This is a genomic window from Thioalbus denitrificans, from assembly GCF_003337735.1.
GTDB classification, from domain to species: Bacteria; Pseudomonadota; Gammaproteobacteria; order DSM-26407; family DSM-26407; genus Thioalbus; species Thioalbus denitrificans.
In genome coordinates, this window is record NZ_QPJY01000011.1 from 1 (window position 1) to 20,545 (window position 20,545).

The 20,545-nt window shown below is 68.7% G+C and carries 16 protein-coding genes and 1 tRNA gene; 8 read left to right on the forward strand and 9 right to left on the reverse strand.

The features are described from left to right. Positions 1-440: 440 nt before the first annotated feature. Positions 441-1,490: an IS481 family transposase gene (locus DFQ59_RS16410; protein ID WP_114280812.1), complete on the forward strand. Its 1,050-nt coding sequence runs from the start codon at positions 441-443 to the stop codon at positions 1,488-1,490. Positions 1,491-1,566: 76 nt separating this feature from the next. Here the strand turns inward: DFQ59_RS16410 and DFQ59_RS19645 are convergent, their stop codons facing one another. Continuing rightward, complete coding sequence (locus DFQ59_RS19645; RefSeq protein ID WP_147275278.1) at positions 1,567-2,064, reverse strand: hypothetical protein; 498 nt, start codon at positions 2,062-2,064, stop codon at positions 1,567-1,569. Positions 2,065-2,294: 230 nt separating this feature from the next. Beyond that, positions 2,295-3,152, reverse strand: a complete 858-nt coding sequence (locus DFQ59_RS16415; protein WP_114280813.1) for a transposase — start codon at positions 3,150-3,152, stop codon at positions 2,295-2,297. A gap of 117 nt (positions 3,153-3,269) precedes the next feature. Between DFQ59_RS16415 and DFQ59_RS19950 the strand changes: the two genes are divergently transcribed. Then, complete coding sequence (locus tag DFQ59_RS19950; protein WP_170142203.1) at positions 3,270-3,440, forward strand: hypothetical protein; 171 nt, start codon at positions 3,270-3,272, stop codon at positions 3,438-3,440. A 296-nt stretch (positions 3,441-3,736) separates the two neighbouring features. Here the strand turns inward: DFQ59_RS19950 and rlmB are convergent, their stop codons facing one another. Then, positions 3,737-4,576 (reverse strand): 23S rRNA (guanosine(2251)-2'-O)-methyltransferase RlmB, encoded by an 840-nt coding sequence (gene rlmB / locus DFQ59_RS16425; RefSeq protein ID WP_114280815.1) that lies wholly within the window; start codon positions 4,574-4,576, stop codon positions 3,737-3,739. Between the two features lie 6 nt (positions 4,577-4,582). Then, positions 4,583-7,132 carry a ribonuclease R gene (rnr, locus tag DFQ59_RS16430; RefSeq protein ID WP_114280816.1) on the reverse strand — a complete coding sequence of 850 codons (2,550 nt, stop codon included), beginning with the start codon at positions 7,130-7,132 and terminating at the stop codon, positions 4,583-4,585. 196 nt (positions 7,133-7,328) lie between these two features. Between rnr and DFQ59_RS16435 the strand changes: the two genes are divergently transcribed. From DFQ59_RS16435 to DFQ59_RS16460, 6 genes are all read left to right on the forward strand, one after another. After that, positions 7,329-7,415, forward strand: a tRNA-Leu gene (locus DFQ59_RS16435). A 213-nt stretch (positions 7,416-7,628) separates the two neighbouring features. Continuing rightward, on the forward strand, positions 7,629-8,744 hold the full coding sequence (locus DFQ59_RS16440) for a transaldolase family protein (RefSeq protein WP_114280817.1): 1,116 nt from the start codon (positions 7,629-7,631) through the stop codon (positions 8,742-8,744). Positions 8,745-8,840: 96 nt separating this feature from the next. Beyond that, positions 8,841-10,454, forward strand: coding sequence for a glucose-6-phosphate dehydrogenase (zwf, locus tag DFQ59_RS16445; RefSeq protein WP_245937298.1), 1,614 nt, complete (start codon positions 8,841-8,843; stop codon positions 10,452-10,454). Further along, the gene (locus tag DFQ59_RS16450) at positions 10,399-12,093 is read left to right on the forward strand and encodes a phosphatidylglycerol lysyltransferase domain-containing protein (protein ID WP_114280819.1); all 1,695 of its coding nucleotides are present in this window, start codon (positions 10,399-10,401) and stop codon (positions 12,091-12,093) included. Before zwf ends, DFQ59_RS16450 begins: the two co-directional genes overlap by 56 nt. Positions 12,094-12,346: 253 nt before the next feature. Further along, the gene (gene ppdK / locus DFQ59_RS16455; RefSeq protein WP_114280820.1) at positions 12,347-15,121 is read left to right on the forward strand and encodes a pyruvate, phosphate dikinase; all 2,775 of its coding nucleotides are present in this window, start codon (positions 12,347-12,349) and stop codon (positions 15,119-15,121) included. A 9-nt stretch (positions 15,122-15,130) separates the two neighbouring features. Then, complete coding sequence (locus tag DFQ59_RS16460; protein WP_114280821.1) at positions 15,131-15,568, forward strand: hypothetical protein; 438 nt, start codon at positions 15,131-15,133, stop codon at positions 15,566-15,568. A gap of 50 nt (positions 15,569-15,618) precedes the next feature. Here the strand turns inward: DFQ59_RS16460 and DFQ59_RS16465 are convergent, their stop codons facing one another. From DFQ59_RS16465 to hflK, 5 genes are all read right to left on the reverse strand, one after another. Then, positions 15,619-16,929 carry an adenylosuccinate synthase gene (locus DFQ59_RS16465; protein ID WP_114280822.1) on the reverse strand — a complete coding sequence of 437 codons (1,311 nt, stop codon included), beginning with the start codon at positions 16,927-16,929 and terminating at the stop codon, positions 15,619-15,621. Positions 16,930-16,965: 36 nt separating this feature from the next. Then, a complete protein-coding gene (locus DFQ59_RS16470) occupies positions 16,966-18,153 on the reverse strand; it encodes an ATP phosphoribosyltransferase regulatory subunit (RefSeq protein ID WP_114280894.1) in 1,188 nt (395 codons plus the stop codon). Between the two features lie 34 nt (positions 18,154-18,187). Further along, a complete protein-coding gene (locus tag DFQ59_RS16475; protein ID WP_114280823.1) occupies positions 18,188-18,385 on the reverse strand; it encodes a DUF2065 domain-containing protein in 198 nt (65 codons plus the stop codon). An 88-nt stretch (positions 18,386-18,473) separates the two neighbouring features. Then, positions 18,474-19,355, reverse strand: coding sequence for a protease modulator HflC (gene hflC, locus DFQ59_RS16480; RefSeq protein WP_114280824.1), 882 nt, complete (start codon positions 19,353-19,355; stop codon positions 18,474-18,476). Continuing rightward, positions 19,355-20,518 (reverse strand): FtsH protease activity modulator HflK, encoded by a 1,164-nt coding sequence (gene hflK, locus DFQ59_RS16485; protein WP_114280825.1) that lies wholly within the window; start codon positions 20,516-20,518, stop codon positions 19,355-19,357. The genes hflC and hflK overlap by 1 nt, the downstream gene beginning before the upstream one ends. Positions 20,519-20,545 lie beyond the last annotated feature (27 nt).

The window sequence follows — 20,545 nt, forward strand, 5'->3', positions numbered from 1 at the left end:
GGGGTGGGGGGGGGCGCGGGTCGCGCGGGGGCGGGGGGCCGGGGGGGGGGGGGGGGGGGGGCGGGGGGGGGGGGGGGGGGGGGGGGGGGGGGGGGGGGGGGGGGGGGCAGGTCACTGTTGCACGAACCCCACCAATGAGTGAGCCTAAATACAGACCGCCGGAGAGCTCGATGCGCAGCGGCCACGTCATCCCTCATTCACACCCCTGGCAGCTTGATTGCAAGACTTGACCCCGTCAGCTCGTTGTGACCCCGTCAGCTCGTTGACCCCGTCAGCTCGTGGCTTAAATATTCAACATCGAGAATTCTTACATATCCTCTTGTGTGTAGTGATCGTATTTACCTGACAGTTGGGCCCCCATAGAGGTGGTGGTCATTCCGTCTCCGGCTGGGCTATAGGTGGAGTTGTCGAAGCTTCACCTGGCACAGAGGAGAGCGGAAATGACCACCAAGCAGAAAGTAGCACGCCGCAAGCTCAGCCTTCTAGAACTGGCCCAGGAGCTGTCCAACGTCAGCAGGGCCTGCCGCATCATGGGTTACTCCCGGCAGCAGTTCTACGAGATCCGCCGCAACTACCAGACCTACGGCGCCGAGGGGCTCATCGACAAGTTGCCCGGGGCCAGGGGACCACACCCCAACCGGGTGGAGCCGGAGGTGGAGACGGCCATTCTGGAGCACAGCCTGGCCTTCCCCACCCACGGCCCGCTGCGCGTGGCCCAGGAACTCTCGCTCAAGGGCATCCAGGTCAGTTCCGGCGGGGTCCGCGGTGTTTGGGGCCGTCACAGCCTGGTGACCAAACAGGAACGGCTCCTGCGCCTGGAGCGCAGCGTTGCCGAGCAGCGCATCGAGTTATCCGATGAGCAGATCCGGCTGCTGGAGCGCTTCAGCCCCGAGTTCCGTGAGCGCCACATCGAGACGCACCACACCGGGGAGTTAGTCGCGGTGGATACTTTCTTCGTCGGTACCCTCAAGGGTGTAGGCAAGGTCTATCTGCAGTCAGCCATCGACTGTCACTCCCGCTACGCCTGGGGTCGGCTGTATCCCAACAAGCTCCCAGTCACGGCAGTTCATCTGCTCAATACCGATGTGCTGCCTACTTTCGAGGCCCACGGCGCCCGGGTGGCCACGGTACTGAGCGACAACGGTCGGGAGTTCTGTGGGCGTCCCGACACACACCCCTACGAGTTGTTCCTACAGCTGGAGGAGATCGAGCACCGTACCACGGCGGTCCGACGGCCCCAGAGCAATGGATTCGTCGAACGCCTGCACAAGACGTTGCTCGATGAGCACTTCCGCATCAAGGGCCGGACGAAGTGGTACGAGGGAATCGACGAGATGCAGAAGGACCTGGATGGGTTCATGAAGGACTACAACCAGACCCGGCCCCACCAGGGTCGCAACATGAACGGGAGGACACCTTACCAGGCATTCGTTGAGGGCCTGCCTGAGCCCGAAAAGCAGTCCGCGGCCAAGCGCAGGAACGCCGCCTAAACTTACTACCGGCCGGAGACGGCACTGTCAGGCGATTACCATCACTGTACACATAGAGATTAATTCCGAGCCATATCTACATCACTTCCGGCTCAAATAAAAGCCCCAACATATATGCTCCAGAATAACCTGCCAAGACTCCTAGCCGCCCATTGTCCGCAATTTCAGGCAGATACTTCTTGCAATGACCAACCAATCTATCAAGAAACCCTCCGATAACCTCCGATACTTCAGCTACTTTCAAACAAACATCATGCCGTCCACCATTAGACAGATCTGTTATACAAATAGAGAATGATTCACCTGTTATTGTTGCCGATAAATTTATTGAACCTATATTAACCACTTGAACCTTTCTTCTACCAAACAACAGAGAACCCAGTAAATAAACAAACGAATCCGCCACCTCCAATAAGCGAACATCTTCTGCCATGCACCGCACAGAGTCTATTTGCAACTCGAAACTACCTATCAGAATAGACTCTTGAATCACAAACCAGTCATGCTGCGAAACCATCCATTTAAAGTCTACGTATGGCTCCTTGAGCTTTCTCACATGGAAGCTGATCTCCACTCATACCTCCTACATTTTTTCAGCCGGAATTGGATATGCGTCCCACAACTTCCATACTCCCGGCGTTTCAGTCCTGCGAAGCATAAACATCACGCTCGATGTTGGTCTGTAACCTGGTGGAAAACCCAGCCCCATACCGGCGGGAACACCTTCGAAATCCGAATAATCGTCAATGCGTAAGGTGAACGGGGTCAGGTCTTGCAATCAAGCATCCCTGACGGGCTCAGTTCTTAACCGTCGCGCGCCTCTCTCCTGAGCGACTCCAGCGCCTTCACCGCACGGCTCACCGTCGAATAGTGGACGCCGAAGTGCTCGGCAATTTCCCGCATCGTGTAATGCCCAGAGAGGTAGGCTTCCGCCATTGCCATACGGCGGTCGCTCCGGCGCGCATAGTCGGCCAATGGCCTGGCCAGCGGACGCCTTTGCGCCCGCGGCACCTCGCGGAGGTCTCCCTCCGGCAGGGCTGCCTTCATCCTCTCGATGAAACCTTCCCCTCCCAGAAAGACCTGCCCGCGCAACGCCTCCCAGGGACTCGTCTCGCCGGCCCCGCTGCGCACAAAATCAACATAGCCCGGCACCGCCTCCGAACGGGTGGAACCGAACTGCCCAAGCAGCCAGTCTGTCTCCAGCCAATCAGGCGCGCTCCCCGGCTTGAGCATCGCCCGATAACTGCTCCACCCCCAGTCACCAGCGTCTTTCACCATGCCTGCCCGCACCGGGTTGAGCACCACGTAGCGCGCGAGTTCGAGCAAATAGGCATCCTTCTCCACCAGAATCGCCCTGTACCGCCCCTGGAACAGGTGACCCACACGCCGGTACGCCCGATTCACATACTGGGTATACACCCCGTTGAGCTGTCGCATGCCGCCCGAAAGGTTCGCCTCCGGCGTCTCCACCACCACGTGATAGTGATTGCTCATCTGGCACCACGCATGGCAGACCCAGTTGAACCGGCGACAGACCGCCCCGAACACCGACAGCCACGCCGCCCGGTCGGTATCCCGGAAATAGATCGCCTCCCGCCGATCACCCCGGGAGGTCACATGGTACAGACCACCGGAGAGCTCAATGCGCAGCGGCCGCGTCATTCCTCACCCGCACTCCTTGTTGCTTGATTGCAAGACTTGACCCCGTCAGCGCGCACCGTGTGCTTGCTGCTTGATTGCAAGACCTGACCGCGTCACCGCGTGTGACCCCGTCACTGCGTGGAGGGAGAGCTCGGGCTGCATGCCGGCCGTGCCCGGCGGGACCTGGAGCGGAATGGAGTAGGTGGCGGTTCCCTGCTCGTCCACCGCGAAGGCGCCCTGCGTCGCGCCGACGGCATCGGCATGGGCCGCCCCCGCGAGGGCCTGCAGCAGCGGAAGAACGAACCATAGGGCCAAGGCCCGCGGCGTTGGCGCTGGGCGGTGCGGGGAAGCAGAGGCAAAAAAGCGGCGGGCGGCGGCGGACGCGGATCCGAAACAGAGGTGAAGCATGTTCTCGTCCCTGAGATGAACCCCAAACCGATGGTGTGGGGTCGCAGGGAACACTCCCGTTCCCGCCATGCGCGCCGGCGCACGCCCCGATGACCCGTTGCATTTAACCTATCCGGGGGCGAAGGTCAACCTGCTTGCCGAACGCCGGCTCACAGCTGCCAGATCCCGGCAACCGACCACTGATCCGGCCATGCCCCTCAGCCCTGCCCCGCCTCCCCCTTCGCGTCCCGCTGGCGCAGGGCCTCGAACAGGCAGATGCCGGTGGCCACGGAGACGTTGAGGCTGCTGACGCTGCCGCGCAGGGGGATGGAGACCAGGAAGTCGCAGTGCACGCGGGTGAGGCGGCGCAGCCCCTTGCCCTCCGCCCCCAGGATCAGGACCAGGGGGCCGGTGAGATCGGCATGGTGGATGTCGCGCTCCGCCTCGCCGGCCGTACCCACCACCCACAGCCCCGCCTCCCGCAGGCCGCGCAGGGTGCGGGCCAGGTTGGTGACGGTGACGAAGGGCACCGTCTCGGCGGCCCCGCAGGCCACCTTGCGCACCACGGGCGTCAGCCCCGCGGCCTTGTCGCGGGGAGCCACCACGGCGGTCACGCCGGCGGCGTCGGCGGTGCGCAGGCAGGCGCCCAGGTTGTGGGGATCCTGGACGCCGTCGAGCACCAGCAGCAGGGGTTGCTCCACCCGCTGCAGAAGCTCCGCCAGGTCCTGTTCGCCCAGGGGGGCGGACTCCCGGCAGCGCGCCAGCGCCCCCTGGTGGTTCCACTCCGGCCAGGCCTCGTCCAACTCCTGGCGGGGTCGCCGGGTCACGGCCACCCCGGCCGCCGTGGCCCGTTCCACCAGCGCCTGGATGCGGGCATCCCCCCGACCCTCCTGGAGGATCACTTCGTGCACCCGGTCCCGGGCGCGCTCCAGCAGCGCCGCGACCGCGTGCAGGCCGTAGACCAGCGCCTCGCCGGCCGGTACGGCGCGTCCCTCCGGGCGCGCCTGGTCGCGGCCCCGCCCGCGGGCGGGGCGCCGGTGCTCGTTGGCCCTCGCCATGGCGGATCAGCGCTGCTTCGAGGAGGAGGAGGACCGGCGCCGGCTGCGACCGGATCTCGATTTCTTCTTCGGCGTGGCGGGCTCCGCCGCCGGTGGGGCGGATTCGGCCTTCGGTGCGACGGGCTCCGACTTCGCCTCGCCCCCGCCGCGCCGGCGCCGGCTGCGGCCGGATCGGGATTTCTTCTTCGGCTCGGCCGGCGCGGCGCCCGCCTCGACGGCCTCCGTCCCCGGCCCGGCGGACTCCGTCTGCACCGCCTCACCGGTACGCTTGCCCCGCCGGCCGCGCCCGGAACGCCGTCCCTTCTCCTCGCCGGGGCCGCCCTCCTCCCCTCCGGCGGCGGCCTTGCCCGGGCCCCGGCGGGCCCCGGTGGGCGGGGTGGAGAGGGGCTCGAAGTCGATTTTGCGATCGTCGAGGTTCACCCGCGCCACCTGCACCCGGATGGGATCGCCGAGGCGGTAGACACGCCCGAGGCGCTCGCCCTTGAGCCGGTGGTGGGCCGGGTCGAAATGGTAGTAGTCGTCGGCGAGGGAGGTGATGTGCACCAGCCCCTGGACGTAGATCTGCTCCAGCTCCACGAACACCCCGAAGCTGGTCACGCCGCTGATGATGCCGTTGAACTCGTCCCCCACGCGGTCCAGCATGAACTCGCACTTGAGCCAGTCCACCGCGTCGCGGGTCGCCTCGTCGGCGCGCCGCTCGGTGGTGGAGCAGTGCTCGCCGAAGCGGGTCATCCGGTCGTCGCTGTAGGGGTAGTCCTCGCGCGGCAGCTCCCGCAGCAGGTGGCGGATGGCCCGGTGCACCAGCAGGTCGGGGTAGCGGCGGATGGGCGAGGTGAAGTGGGTATAGGCCTTGAAGGCGAGGCCGAAGTGGCCGGTGTTCTGGGGCTGGTAGACCGCCTGGCTCAGGGAGCGCAGCAGCACCGTCTGGATCAGGTGGACATCGGGCCGCCCCTGCACCTGCTCCAGCAGGAGCGCGTAGTCGGCCGGCTGGGGCTTGTCCCCGCCGCGCAGCTGCAGGCCCAGTTCGCTCAGGAAGGTGCGCAGTTCCTCCAGCTTCTGGGCGCCGGGGCCGTCGTGGACCCGGTACAGGGTCGGGATCTTGCGCTTGCCGAGGAACTCCGCCGCGCTGACATTGGCCGCCAGCATGCACTCCTCGATGAGCATGTGGGCGTCGTTGCGCACCACCGGCACGATGCGCTCGATCTTCCGCTCCGGCCCGAACACGATGCGGGTCTCGGTGGTGTCGAAGTCGATGGCGCCGCGCTTCTCGCGCTGGGAGCGCAGGGCCTGGTAGAGGGCGTACAGGTTCTCCAGGTGCGGCAGCAGCCCGGTGTGGCGCTCCCGCAGCGCCTCGTCGCCCGCCACCAGCATGGCGGCCACGTCGTCGTAGATGAGCCGCGCATGGGAGCGCATCACGCCCTCGAAGAAGCGTGCCCCGGTCACCCGCCCGAGCCGGCTGACGGTCATCTCGCAGACCATGCACAACCGGTCCACCTCCGGGTTCAGGGAACAGAGGCCGTTGGAGAGCACCTCCGGCAGCATGGGAATCACCCGCTCGGGGAAGTAGACCGAGTTGCCGCGGTTCAGCGCCTCGTCATCCAGCGCCGTCTCCGGCGCCACGTAGTGGCTCACGTCGGCGATGGCCACCAGCAGGCGCCAGCCGCCGCCGCGGCGCTTCTCGCAGTAGACCGCGTCGTCGAAGTCGCGGGCGTCGGCCCCGTCGATGGTCACCAGCGGCAGGTGGCGGATGTCCTCGCGCCCGGCCTTGGCCGCTTCGGGCACCTCGGGGGTGAGCGCGGCGATCTCGCCCTCCACCGCCTCCGGCCAGGCATGGGGCAGGCCGTTGGCGCGCACCGCCACGTCGATCTCCATGCCCGGCGCCATGTGGTCGCCGAGCACCTCCACCACCTTGCCCACGGGCGGAGTCCGGGGGGTGGGCTGGGCCACCAGGGCCACCTGCACGATCTGCCCCTCCTGGGCCCCGCCGCGCAGCTCGTCGGGTACGATGATCTCCTGGCTGATGCGGGCGTTGTCCGGGCTCACGAAGCCCACCCCGGCCTCGTGCCGGTAGCGCCCCACCACTTCGCTGGTGCTGCGCTCCAGCACCTCCACCACCGAACCCTCGCGGCGGCCGCGGTGATCGATGCTGTCGATGCGCACCACCGCCCGGTCGCCATGGATGAGCCGGCGCATGGCGCGGGCGGAGAGAAAGACGTCCTCGCCGCCCTCGTCGGGGATGAGGAAACCGAAGCCGTCCCGGTGTCCCACCACCCGGCCGCGCACCAGGTCCATCTTCTGCACCGGACCGTAGCCGCCGCGGCGGTTGCGCAGCAGCTGCCCGTCACGCTCCATGGCGTTGAGCCGGCGGCGCAGCGCCTCGAAGGGCTCCTCCCCTTCCAGCCCCAGCTCCCGGGCCAGCTGTTCATGGTTCAGCGGCTTGCCGCAGCCGGCCAGGGTCTCGAGAATGAATTCACGGCTGGGGATGGGATTGTCGTACTTGCGCGCCTCGCGGGCGGCATGGGGATCGGACTGCGGTTTACGTTGGCGTCTGGCCATAAGCGCGGAGGAACTCCTTGAGCGGGATAGCGAACTCGACGCGCTGGAAACCCGGCGTCTGTTCCGTATCTGGGGTCTGGTTGTCATTCTGGTGGGCGTAGCTTAACCGATTAGACCCGTTGACAAACAGGGGCCGTGTGTATAAAGTGCGCGTCTCGCCGGCCAAGGCCGGCCGCCCGCAAGGGCAAGACCACCTGCCGAGGTGGCGAAATTGGTAGACGCGCTAGCTTCAGGTGCTAGTTGGGGAAACCCAGTGGAGGTTCGAGTCCTCTCCTCGGCACCAACTCCAAAAGCCCGCTCATCCGAGCGGGCTTTTGTTTTTCCGGTCCCGGCACCGGTGCCGCTGGTGGACCAGGACCAGCGCCCTGGCTCATATCCACCAGCCGCTCCCCGACCGCCGCCCCCGCCCCACGGCAGCCGTGCCCCGCGGACACGGCATACCCCTTGCAATGGCTTTCCCCGAGTTCGGTTCCAGCGCAACCCGAGGAGAGACACCATGCCCCAGAATCCCCTGCTCCAACTGCGAAGCCTGGGTCAGCGCATCTGGCTGGACCCGGGCTGGAGCCCGTCCATCACCGACGGCACCCTGCGCCGGCTGATCGAGGCGGACGACCTGGCCGGGTTGAATGCCGGTCCCGCCCTCCCGGCCCGGGCGTTCCCCGCTGAACCCGGCCAGGCCGGGGCCGCCGCCGGACAGGCGGGTCCGGCGGAGATCCACGAACAGCTGGCGGTGGCCGGGATCCGCGCCGCGGCGGAGCTGTTCCGCCCCGCGTTCGAGAGCAGCGGCGGGAGCGACGGGCTGGTGAACCTCGGGGTATCACCCCGCCTGGCCGGGGATGCCGATGCCACCGTGAACGAGGCCCTGCGCCTGTGGCGGCTGGTGGACCGGCCCAACGTCCTGATCAAGGTGCCGGCCACCGCGGCGGGCCTGCCCGCCATCGAGCGGCTGGTCGCCGCCGGCGTCAACGTCAACGTCACACTGCTGTTCGGACTGCGCCGGCAGCGGCAGGTGCTGGCGCGCATCCTGGCGGGTCTGCAGCAGCGCTGCCGCGCCGGCCGCCCCGTTGCCGGCGGCCTGTCCGTCACCAGCCTTCATCCCGGCCGTATCGACTCGCGGGTCGATGCCCTGCTCGACCGGCTGCTGGAGACCGGCAACACCACCGGTGGCCTGGCCCGGAGGTTGTGCGGCCACGCCGCCATCGCCATCGCCCGCCTGGCCTACCGCGACTGGCGGGCGCAGCTCTCCGACCCCCGCTGGACCGAGGTGACCGGGCGCGGCGCCCTGGCGCCGCGCCTGCACTGGGATACCACCTTCAGCGGGGATCCGGCCCGCTTCCAGGTGAGGTACGTGGAGGCACTCATCGGCCCCGACACCCTCTGCACCCTGCCATTGCCCACCCTCGAGGCATTCCGCGACCACGGCCGGGCCGCCGCCCGGCTCGCCGAGGGACTCGACGCGGCCGAGGAGGTCGTGGATGCGCTCGGTGTTCTCGGCATCGACCTCGACGAGGTGGCGCTGGAGCTGGAGCAGGAGGGTCTCGCGCGTTCCGCGGCCGACTACGAGCACGCCCTCGGCAGCCTGGCTCCCGAACGCCTGGTGGCCTATGGATGAGGAGATGATCGTGGACCACCCGCCCATCGGCCGCGACCCGCGCCCGCGCCATCCCGGGGAGCACCCCGTGGCGCCCGCGCGCCGGCAGGATCGGGAGTGGCCGCTGTGAACGGCGCGGCCAATCCGGCTGCACCGGTGCTGTTCGTGCTGTTCGGCGCTGCCGGCGACCTGAGCCGGCGGCTCATCGTGCCGGCCCTGTTCAACCTGCACCTGGACGGCCGGCTCCCGGCCGGCTTCCGGCTGCTCGGCATCGACCGCCGGGAACTGGGCGACGGGGCGCTCGCCGAGGACTATCGCGACGCCGTGACCCGCCACTCCCGCCGGGGAGCCCCGGAACCGGGCGCGTGGGAGGCGTTCGCCGCCGGCATCTCCTATCGGCGGGCGGACGTCAACAGCGGCGAGACCTACGCCAACCTTGCCGCAATGGTGCGGGCCCGCCCCCCGGGCGGGGGGCCCGAACCCGTGGTCGTCTTCTATCTCGCCGTCCCGCCCACGCTCATCGAGCCCATCGTCAACGGGCTGGGAGAGGCGGGGCTGACCCGCGACGCCGATCACGCCCGGGTGGTGGCGGAAAAGCCCCTCGGCCGCGACCTGGACTCCTTCCGCGCCATCAACAGCGCCCTCGGCCGCCATTTCATCGAGCAGCAGACCTATCGCATCGATCACTTCCTCGGCAAGGAGACGGTCCAGAACATCCTGGCCCTGCGCTTCGCCAACCCCATCTTCGAGCCCATCTGGGACCGGCGCTACGTGGATCACGTCGCCATCACCGTGGCCGAATCCCTGGGCGTGGAGCACCGCGGCGCCTACTACGAGCGCGCCGGGGCCCTGCGCGACATGGTCCAGAACCACCTTCTCCAGCTGCTCTGCCTGGTGGCCATGGAGCCCCCGGTGGCCTATGACGCCGAGGACATCCGCAACAAGAAGATGGACGTGCTGCGGGCCCTGCGCCCGATTACCCGCGCCGGGGTGCACGAGGTGGCCGCGCGCGGGCAGTACGGCCCCGGCTGGCTGCGCGGCGTGCGCCTGCCCGGCTACCGCGGGGAACCGGCGGTGGATCTCCGCTCCAACACCGAGACCTTCGCCGCGCTGAAGCTGCAGGTGGACAACTGGCGCTGGCAGGAGGTCCCCTTCTACCTGCGTACCGGCAAGCGGCTCATGGACCAGGTTTCGGAAATCTCCATCCGCTTCCGCGACGTCCCCCACCGGGCGTTCCCCGACGCGGTGGGGCTGAATGCCCAGCCCGCCCGGCTGGTCATCCGGATTCAGCCCGATGAGGGCATCGACCTGAAGTTCATGGCCAAGGAGCCGGGGTCGCCGCTGCGTCTGCGGCCGGTGGATATGCGTTTCAGCTACCGCGAGGCGTTCGCCCAGGCCAGCCCGAACGCCTACGAAACCCTGCTCCGGGACGTGCTGCTCGGCGACGCCACCCTGTTCATGCGCGCCGACCAGGTGGAGGCGGCCTGGCGGCTGCTGATGCCGGTGCTGGAGGTGTGGGAGGAGACGCCCGCGGCCGACTTTCCCAACTACGCCGCCGGTAGCTGGGGGCCGGAATCGGCCCAGGTCCTGATGGCCCGCGACGGGCGCAGCTGGCTCTCCCCCACCCTGTCCGCCGGCTCCCGGCGGCAACCGGATCAAACCCGGGAGATGACCCGTGACGAACCTGACCCCGCCCCCACCCCCCCGGCCGGGGACGGAGACACCGTCTAGCCCCCGGGCTGCCTCCCACCGCCCCGCCGCCGGGGCGCGCGGCTTCAGGCTTCGCGCGCTCCCGCGCCGGGCCCTGCCGGCCCTGTTCCCCGTTGCGCTGAGCATACGGGCGGTGGCGCTGTTGACCTTCTGCGCCGGCGCGGTGCTGCTGATCTCGGCCGCATTCCCGGGCGTCGCCGGCCGGCTTGCGCTCCTGCGAGAGTACCTGCCCCTGCCCGCGGTGGAAGGAGCGCACCTGCTGTCGGTCAGTGCCGGCGTCGCGCTCCTCGCCCTCGCCCGCGGCATCGCCGGGCGGGTGCGCGGCGCCTATCGGCTGGCTCTGCCGCTGCTGCTGGCCGGGGCACTGTTTACCTTCCTGAAGGGTCTCGACTACGAGGAAGCGCTGTTTCTGCTCGGTGTGGCGGCGCTGCTCCATCTCCAGCGCGGACGCTTCGATCGCCACAGCTACCCCCTGTTCAGCCGCCGCAGCCTGCTCTGGGGCGCAGCGGCCATCGCCGGGCTCACCGTCTATGCCGCATTGACGTTCCGGCTCAACGGCACCCACTTCCTGCGTCCGCTCGCCGCCGCCGTGATCGGCTTTCTCGGCCTGCTGGGCTGGGCCTGGTTCCGTCTGCCGCGCCCCCCGCTGTCGCCCCCCGCCGCGGATGAACTGGACGCTGCCCGGCGCCTCATCCGCGCCCACGGCGGCAACCGTTTCGCCCACATCCTGTTCAGCGGCGACAAGTACCTGTTCCACGGCGGTGACGGAGAGGCGCTGATCCAGTACGCCCCCGTCCGCGGCAGCCTGGTGGCCCTGGGCGACCCGCTCGGCGATGCGGAGGAGTTCCCCGGGCTCGTGCTGGAATTCCGCGACTTCGCCGACCGCTACGGCCTCAACAGCGTGTTCTACGAGGTTTCCGAACGACACCTGCACCTCTACCACGACGCCGGTCTCGCCCTGTTCAAGCTCGGCGAGGCGGCCCGGGTCCCGGTGGCCGGCTTCACCCTCGCCGGCCGGCGCCACGGCTCCCTGCGCAGCTCGGTCAACCGCGCCCGCGGCGAGGGCGCCCGGTTCGAGCTGTGGCAGCCCCCCTTCGCCGAATCCGCCTGGGCGGAGCTGGAGCGGGTTTCCCGCGCCTGGCTGGCGGGTCGGCATGGCCACGAGCAGGGCTTTTCGCTCGGCCGGTTCGAGCGCGGCTACCTGGAGCTCGGTCCGGTGGCGGTGGTCTCGGTGGCGGGCCGGATTGCGGCCTTCGCCTCCCTCGGCTGCGACTACGGCGGACGCGAGGCCCTGGCCTTCGACCTGATGCGCCTCTCACCGGACGCACCGCCCGGGGTCATGGAGCTACTGCTGGTGGAGCTCCTCGGCGTGGCCGGACAACGGGGCTACCGTTACCTGGATCTCGGCGTCGCCCCCCTGAGCGGGGTGGGACGCAACCGCTTCGCGCGCCGGGGCGAGCGCATGGCCCGGCTGCTCTACGAGTACGGCAACCAGTTCTACGCCTACCAGGGCCTGCGCCGCTTCAAGCAGAAGTTCGATCCGATCTGGGAGGGCGTCTACCTCGCCTACCCGCCACTGGCACCGCTGCCGGGCCTGCTGCTGGACGTCTCGGCGCTGATCGCCGGCGGCTACCGGCGGGTGTTGCTGCGCAGGTCGTGAGACGCGCCCCCCGGCCGCCGGGCGGGGACCGACACCCGCCGATTGCAGGCCACCGGAGGGGCGCGACAGGTGTGCTTTGGCAACGCTTCTTAGTAGGATGGGGGCAGAAAACCCGGAACCCGCGGAAACCGGCAATCAGAACCGGAACGAGCCCCCACCCGGCCTGTCGCACCACCGCGCCACGCTACCGTGGGCCGTCGGTGGACGGGCCCCCGCACCATGGCGCCGAAGCCAGATAGAGGAGAAGCAACCCATGGAGAAGACCTTCGTCTACGCCTTCGAGGAAGGCGACGGCAGGAACAAGATGCTGCTCGGGGGCAAGGGCGCCAACCTGTGCGAGATGACCCAGATCGGGCTCAACGTCCCGCCCGGATTCGTCATCTCCACCGAGGCCTGCCTCGCCTACCTGGCCGACCCCAACCGCGAGCTGCCGGCCGGCGTCATGGACCAGGTGCGGATGCATGTCACCGGTCTCGAGCGCAAGACCGGCAAGACCCTCGGCGGCGCCGACAATCCCCTGCTGGTCTCGGTGCGCTCCGGCTCCGCCATGTCCATGCCCGGGATGATGGACACCATCCTCAATCTCGGCCTCAACCGCGCCACCCTCGAGGGGCTCATCCGCCAGACCGGCAACGAGCGCTTCGCCTACGACGCCTACCGGCGCTTCATACAGCTGTTCGGCAAGGTGGCGCTGGGAGTGGCGGACGAACCCTTCGACGAGGTCTTCGAGGCGGCCAAGCAGAGCGCCGGGGTGAAGCTGGACGTGGGGCTCTCGGCGCGCGACCTGGAGGGAATCTGCGGCCAGTTCCTGGAGGTGGTGGAGCGGGCCACCGGCGCGCCCTTCCCCGACGACCCCCACGCACAGCTGGAAATCGCCATCAAGGCGGTGTTCAACTCCTGGATGGGCAAGCGGGCGGTGGACTACCGCCGCGAGTTCCACATCACGCCGGCCATGGCCAACGGCACGGCGGTGAACGTGGTGACCATGGTGTTCGGCAACATGGGGGAGGACTCCGCCACCGGCGTGGGATTCACCCGCTATCCGGACACCGGCGAGAACCGGATGTTCGGCGAGTACCTGGTCAACGCCCAGGGCGAGGACGTGGTGGCGGGCATCCGCACGCCCAGGCCCATCGACGCCCTGGCCGAGGAGATGCCCGAGCTCCACCGCCAGCTGGTGGAGCTGCGCGACAAGCTGGAGTCCCACTACCGGGAGGTGCAGGACTTCGAGTTCACCATCGAGAAGGGCGTCCTCTACTGCCTGCAGACCCGCAACGGCAAGATGAACGCCCAGGCGCTGGTGCGCACCTCGGTGGAGATGGCCAACGAGGGGCTCATCGACCGCCGCCAGGCGCTGCTGCGCATCCAGCCGCAGGCGCTCGAGCAGATGCTCTTTCCCCGCCTGGCGCCGATGGCCAGCCACCGCCCCATCGCCCGCGGCCTGCCGGCCTCGCCCGGTGCCGCGGCGGGCCGGGCGGTATTCGACGCCGACCGCGCCGAACAGCTCGGGCGCGGCGGCCAGCCGGTCATCCTGGTGCGCGAGGAGACCAAGCCGGAGGACATCCACGGCTTCTTCGCCTCCCGGGGCATCCTCACCTCCCGCGGCGGCAAGACCTCCCACGCCGCCGTGGTGGCCCGGGGCATGGGCAAGCCGTGCGTGGCCGGTGCCGAGGGCATCCACGTGGATGTGCGCATGCGCCAGGCCTTCGTCGGCGAGCACACCATCCGCGAGGGGGATCTCATCACCCTCGACGGCACCACCGGCGAGGTCTACCTGGGCGAGGTGCCCATGATCGAGGCGGAGTTCTCCCCCGAGCTGGATACGCTGCTGGGCTGGGCCGACGCGGCGGCCGGGCTGCGGGTGATGGCCAACGCCGACACCCCGGAGGACGCCGAGCGGGCGCTGCGCTACGGCGCCATGGGCATCGGACTGTGTCGCACCGAGCGCATGTTCAACGCCACCGAACGCCTGCCGACGGTGATCGAGATGATCGTCGCCGAAAGCCCCGCCGATCGCCAGCACGCCCTGGACAAGCTGCTGCCCATGCAGCGGGAGGATTTCCGCGGCCTGTTCCGGGCCATGGCCCCGCGCCCGGTCACCATCCGCCTGCTCGACCCGCCCATCCACGAGTTCCTGCCCTCGGAGCAGCAGCTGGTGGAGGAGATCGACCGCCTCCGGCACCTGCGCGATACGGTGCAGGGCATGAACATCCTCTCCGATGCCGTGGAGTTCATCTACCGCGGCGGTACGGACCACCCCAGTGTCGCCCGCCTGGCCGACCCGCGCCTGGTGGAGGAGGCCATCGACAAGAAGGAGACCATGCTGCGCAAGGTCCGCGCCCTGCACGAGGTGAACCCCATGCTGGGCCACCGCGGCGTGCGCCTGGGACTCACCTTCCCGGAGATCTACACCATGCAGATCCGCGCCATCCTCGAGGCCGCCGCCGAGTGCCTGCAGGAGGGGCTGGAGGTGCACCCCGAGATCATGGTGCCGCAGGTGTGCACTGTGCAGGAGCTCAAGCGGGTCAAGGATCTGGTGAGCTTCATCCGCACGGACGTGGAGGAGCGCTACGGGGTACGGCTGGCGTTCAGGTTCGGCTCCATGCTGGAGGTGGTGCGGGCCTGCATGCGCGCCGGCAGCCTGGCGGAGGAGGCGGAGTTCTTCTCCTTCGGCACCAACGACCTGACCCAGGCCGCCTTCTCCTTCTCCCGCGAGGATGCCGAGAACAAGTTCCTGCCCATGTACAACGAACACGGCATCCTGCAGGACAACCCCTTCGAGGTGCTGGACGTGAAGGGGGTGGGTCGGCTGATGGAGCTGGCCGTGGAGTGGGGCCGCGCCACCCGTCCCGACATGAAGGTGGGGATCTGCGGCGAGCACGGCGGCCACCCCGCATCCATCGCCTTCTGCCACCGGGTGGGGCTGACCTACGTCTCCTGCTCCGCCCCGCGGGTCCCCATCGCCCGCCTGGCGGCGGCCCAGGCGGCCCTCGATGCCGCCGGGGGAACCGGAACCCAGTCGCTGTAGTCACACACGATGGAATCCGGTTACCTCATCATCGAAACCAGCGAGCGCCATCCCGGACTGGTGCGGATCTACACCGCCACCGACCGGCCCCCGCGCCTGCCCGAGAGCGACAGCGAGGACCCCCGGATACGCTACCTGGCCAGCTTCAACGACGTGGATGCGGCCCTGATGCACGCCCACAACGCCCTGCGCCACCGGCTGGTGAACACCGACACCCGGCTCTACCGGGTCGAGTTGCCCCGGGCGATTGCCGCGGTGGAGTCCATCACCCTGTCCCACCGGCGCAATTATCTGGACCCCTGGCTCGATCCCGGCGTCAGGGAGACCATCGACACCATGGCCGCTGCGCGTGCGGCGCACCAGCAGCAGCAGGTCAGGATCTGGAATTGGGTGGGCTGGATCGCGCTCGCCCTGCTGGCGGCGCACGCCCTGACGGCGTTCCTGTAGACAGGAGGCCCGGCGGCCGCGATGGCCACCGGGCCGTTCCGGCAACCGCCTCAGGCGAAGGGGTTGCGCAGGACGATGGTCTCGTTGCGATCCGGACCGGTGGAGATGATGTCCACGGGCACACCCACCACCTCCTCCATGCGCTTGAGATAGGCGCGGGCATTGGCGGGCAGCTGGTCGTAGTCGCGGACGCCGACGGTGGACTCCGTCCAGCCGGGCATCTCCTCGTAGACCGGCGCGCAGCCCTCGTAGGCCTCGGCGCCCACGGGGGGGGCGTCGAGCAGGGTCTCGCCATGGCGGTAACCCACGCACAGCCGGATGGTGTCGAGGCCGTCGAGCACATCGAGCTTGGTGACGCACAGGCCGCTGACGCTGTTCACCCGCACGGAGCGGCGCAGGGCCACGGCGTCGAACCAGCCGCAGCGACGCGGCCGGCCGGTGGTGGAGCCGAACTCGTGACCGCGCTCGGCCATGTAGGCACCCACCGTGTCGAGCAGCTCCTTGCCGTCGTAGAGCTCGGTGGGGAACGGACCGGAGCCCACGCGGGTGGTGTAGGCCTTGACGATGCCGACCACGTAGTCGAGGTAACGGGGTCCGAAGCCGCTGCCGGTGGACGCGCCGCCGGCGGTGGTGTTGGAGGAGGTCACGAAGGGGTAGGTGCCCTGGTCGATATCCAGCAGCGTCCCCTGCGCGCCCTCGAACAGGATGTTGCCGCCCCGGTCGGCGATGTCGTAGAGGATGGCGGGAATGTCCGCCACCAGCGGGACGATGCGCTCGGCCATGGCCAGGGTCTCGTCCAGCACCTGCTGGAAGTCCACCGCATCGGCCTTGTAGTAGTGCTGCAGGGCGAAGTTGTGGTAGTCCAGCACCTCGCCCAGCTTGGCGGCGAAACGCTCCCGGTGCAGCAGGTCGCCCACCCGCAGTCCGCGGCGGGAGACCTTGTCCTCGTAGGCCGGGCCGATGCCGCGTCCGGTGGTGCCGATGGCGGCCTTCCCGCGGGCCCGCTCGCGGGCATGATCCAGCGCCACGTGGTAGGGCAGGATGAGGGGGCAGGCCTCGCTGATGCGCAGCCGCTCCTCGGCCGGGACGCCCCGGGCCTTGAGCATGTCCAGCTCCTCGATCAGCGCCGCGGGCGAGAGCACCACGCCGTTGCCGATCAGGCACTGCACGCCCTCGCGGAGTATGCCCGACGGAATCAGGTGCAGAACGGTCTTCTCACCGTTGATCACCAGCGTATGGCCGGCGTTGTGCCCGCCCTGGAAGCGCACCACGGCGGCGACGCCCTCGGTGAGCAGGTCCACTACCTTGCCCTTGCCCTCGTCACCCCACTGGGTGCCGATCACGACTACGTTCTTGCCCATTTGTCCGACTCGTTTGACGGTTTCACAGCCTGCTGTTCAGGACGCCACCGGCGTCACCGTCCAGCTCCCCCCCTGCAGTACCAGGACGCGGTCGCAACCGTGCGCCCCGGGTGTTCCCTCCGCGCCGGGCAGGGCGCAGATGACCCGCTCCCCCGCCGCGCGCAGTTCCGCTACCCGGCTTGCCTGCGCCGGGTCCTCCGTCCATGGCGCGTAAATACCCCCCGCCGGCTCCCGGGCTTCCGGCAGCAGGCTCACCAGCGCCCGCAGGTCGGCGCTGAACCCCGTGGCGGGGCGGGCACGTCCGAACACGCGCCCGATGTCGTCGTAGCGTCCGCCCTGCGCCACCGCCTGGCCACGGCCGGGCAGGTAGGCGGCGAACACCGGACCGGTATGGTAGTGGTATCCGCGCAGCTCGGCCAGATCGAAATAGAGCGGGACTCCCGGCATGCGCTGACCGAGCAGCCCGGCAATGCGCTCCAGGTCCGCCAGCGCGGCCTCCACTTCGGCGCCGGCATCCGCCAGGGCGGCACGCGCCTCGGCGAGCACCCCGGGGCCCCCGTTGAGCGCCGCCAGCCGGCCCAGCATGGCCCGGTCGCCCGGGTCCAGCGCCCAGCCGGCGAGGCTCGCCTCGATCTCGGCGCCGGCCTTGCGCTGCAGGGCCTCGAACAGGATACCCTCCTGCTCGGCCGACAGCCCGGCCCGGCGCGAGAGGCCGCGGAAAATCCCCACGTGCCCCAGGTCCACGTGGGCCTCGTCATGGCCGGTGACGCGCAGGGTCTCCAGCATCAGGCACAGCACCTCCACGTCGCTCTCCACCCCGGCGTGGCCATAGAGCTCGGCGCCCACCTGGAGCGGGCTGCGGGTCTCGCCGGCGGCGCCGGGGCGGGTGTGCAGCACCGTGCCCAGGTAGCAGAGCCGGGTCGGCAGGTCGCTGTGCAGGCGGCGGGCATCGATCCGCGCCACCTGCGGCGTCATGTCCGCGCGCACGCCCAGCAGCCGCCCGGAGAGCTGATCGGTCAGCTTGAAGGTCTTGAGCTCGAGGTCGTGCCCCACCCCGGTCAGCAGTGACTCGAGGTACTCGACGAAGGGGGGAATGACCAGATCGTAGCCCCAGCCGTCATAGAGGTCGATCAGCCGCCGCCGCAGCTGCTCGACGCGCCGCGCCTCCGGCGGCAGCAGCTCCTCGATCCCTTCCGGGAGCAGCCAGCGCCCGGAGTCGGTCAGTGTCTCTTCGTTCATTCCGGTATCCAAGGGACCCTCAGACGAACATCCGCACCAGCGTGAGCAGCGCCAGTCCCACGATGATGCTGCTCAGGCCGACGAAGCGCAGGGTGCGATCGTCCATCCGGGCCACCATCAGGACCATCCGGCGCCAGCCACCGGGATTGGCGAAGGGCAGCAGGCCCTCGATCACCAGCACCAGGGCGAGAGCGGCGAGCAGATCAGTCCATAGCATGGCTTGGGTTCACAAAAAAATGCCGGGCCCAGTGTACGGCGACACCTGCCCGGTCACGTGGTTTCCACCTGCCGGTGGGAGCGGGGCGTCAGCGCGCCACCCCCTGCTCGGGATTCTTGAAGTAGCGGAAAAACTCGCTGTCGGGCTGCATCAGAATCACATCGGAGCGATCGCGGAAGGTGTCCCGGTAGGCACGCAGCGAGCGATAGAAGGCATAGAACTCCGGATCCCGGGTGTAGGCCTTGGCGTAGATGTCGGTGGCGCGGGCATCGCCCTCACCGCGAATCACCTCCGCGTCGCGATAGGCCTCCGCCAGGATCACCGTGCGCTGCCGGTCGGCATCGGCACGGATGCGTTCGGCCGCCTCGGCACCGCGGGAGCGGAAGTCGCGGGCCACGCGGGCGCGCTCGGCTTCCATGCGCCGGTAGACCGAGCCGCTCACCTCGGCGGGGAGCTCGATCTGCTGGATGCGCACGTCCACCACGCTGATGCCCAGCTCGCTGACCTGCCGGTTGGCGTTCTCGGTGAGGATGTCCATGATCTGGGCCCGATCGCCCGAAACCACCTCCTGCACGGTACGCTTGGCGAACTCGCTGCGCAGGCCGTCCTTGAGGATCTGGGACAGGCGCATCGCGGCGGTCCGCTCGTCACCGCCGGTACGCTGGTAGAAGCGCCCCACGTCATCGATACGCCACTTCACGAACGAGTCCACCATCACGTTCTTCTTCTCGCTGGTGAGGAAACGCTCCGGCGCCTCGTCCAGGGTGAGAATGCGGCCGTCGAACTTGCCCACGTTGTAGATCAACGGGAACTTGAAGTGGATACCCGGCTCCAGGTCCGTGCGCACGATCTCGCCCAGGCGGAACAGGATCGCCTTCTGGCGCTCGTCCACGGTGTAGATGGAGAAGGCGCCCAGCACCAGCAGTGCCAGCAGCCCGATGACTCCCAGTTTCACGCTGTTCTGTCCCATTAGCGAACCCCCCGGCGGCTGCGCAGTTCTTCACGTCCGCGCGACTCCGCCTCCCGGCTGCCGATGGCCGCGCCGCCCGTGGGCGAGAGGGCGTCGCCCTCCTGGCGGGCCTGGGCCTCGGCGCCACGCTGCATCAGCTGGTCGAGGGGAAGGTACATGAGGTTGTTGCCCCCTTCCACGTCCACCATCACCTTGCTGCTGTTGGCCAGCACCGACTCCATGGTCTCCAGGTAGAGACGCTGGCGGGTCACCGCGGGTGACTTCCGGTATTCGGTCAGCAGCTGCTCGAAACGGCTCGCCTCACCCTCGGCCTGGGCGATGACCTGGGCCTTGTAGGCGTTGGCCTCCTCCAGCTGGCGCGCGGCATTGCCGCGGGCGACGGGAACGATCTCGTTGGCATAGGCCTCGGCCTCGTTCTTGAGCCGCTGCTCGTCCTCACGGGCCTTGATGGCGTCCTCGAAGGCGCCCTGCACCTGCTCCGGCGGCTGGGCGTCCTGGAGGTTGACGCTGGTGATCTGCAGGCCGGTGCCGTAGCGGTCGAGGATCTCCTGGATCAGCGTCTCGGTCCGGGTCATGATCTCGCTGCGCCCCTCGGTGAGGGCGAAGTCCAGCTTGCTCTTGCCGATCACCTCGCGCACGGCGCTCTCGGTGGCCTCGCGCAGGGTCAGGTCTGGGTCCCGCACCAGGAACACGTAGTCCTTGATGTCCTTGACCCGGTACTGCACCGCCAGGGCCACGGAGATGATGTTCTCGTCCTGGGTCAGCATGGAGGCCTGGCGCTGGATATTGCGGATCTGCTCCACGTTGACCTTCTCCACCGTCTGGATGAAGCGCGGCACCCAGTGCGGTCCGGGGCCGGTGGTCTTCACGTAGCGGCCGAACTGGAGCACCACGGCGCGCTCGGCCGGGGCAACGATATAGATGCCGCTGAAGACCCACACGGCCACCAGCGCGCCCAGCACCAGCCCGAGACCGATGCGGCTGGCGCCGCCACCGCCCCTGCCACCGCCAGAGCCGCTCTCGCCGCCGCCCTTGCCGCCGAACAGGCCACCCAGCTTCTGCTGGAACTTGCGTGCCAGTTCATCCAGATCGGGCGGCCCCTGGTCTCCCCCCTGGCTGCCCCAAGGGTCCTTGCCACTGCCTCCCGGTTCGTTCCAGGCCATGCGCTTCACTCCATTGCGGTCCATTCG

What these genes read in the sequence shown, in the direction of transcription:
- DFQ59_RS16410 (WP_114280812.1), top strand. Translation starts at nt 441, where the DNA reads ATGACCACCAAGCAGAAAGTAGCACGCCGCAAGCTCAGCCTTCTAGAA.
- DFQ59_RS16415 (WP_114280813.1), bottom strand. Translation starts at nt 3,152, where the DNA reads ATGACGCGGCCGCTGCGCATTGAGCTCTCCGGTGGTCTGTACCATGTG.
- rlmB (WP_114280815.1), bottom strand. Translation starts at nt 4,576, where the DNA reads ATGGCGAGGGCCAACGAGCACCGGCGCCCCGCCCGCGGGCGGGGCCGC.
- rnr (WP_114280816.1), bottom strand. Translation starts at nt 7,132, where the DNA reads ATGGCCAGACGCCAACGTAAACCGCAGTCCGATCCCCATGCCGCCCGC.
- DFQ59_RS16440 (WP_114280817.1), top strand. Translation starts at nt 7,629, where the DNA reads ATGCCCCAGAATCCCCTGCTCCAACTGCGAAGCCTGGGTCAGCGCATC.
- ppdK (WP_114280820.1), top strand. Translation starts at nt 12,347, where the DNA reads ATGGAGAAGACCTTCGTCTACGCCTTCGAGGAAGGCGACGGCAGGAAC.
- DFQ59_RS16460 (WP_114280821.1), top strand. Translation starts at nt 15,131, where the DNA reads ATGGAATCCGGTTACCTCATCATCGAAACCAGCGAGCGCCATCCCGGA.
- DFQ59_RS16465 (WP_114280822.1), bottom strand. Translation starts at nt 16,929, where the DNA reads ATGGGCAAGAACGTAGTCGTGATCGGCACCCAGTGGGGTGACGAGGGC.
- DFQ59_RS16475 (WP_114280823.1), bottom strand. Translation starts at nt 18,385, where the DNA reads ATGCTATGGACTGATCTGCTCGCCGCTCTCGCCCTGGTGCTGGTGATC.
- hflC (WP_114280824.1), bottom strand. Translation starts at nt 19,355, where the DNA reads ATGGGACAGAACAGCGTGAAACTGGGAGTCATCGGGCTGCTGGCACTG.
- hflK (WP_114280825.1), bottom strand. Translation starts at nt 20,518, where the DNA reads ATGGCCTGGAACGAACCGGGAGGCAGTGGCAAGGACCCTTGGGGCAGC.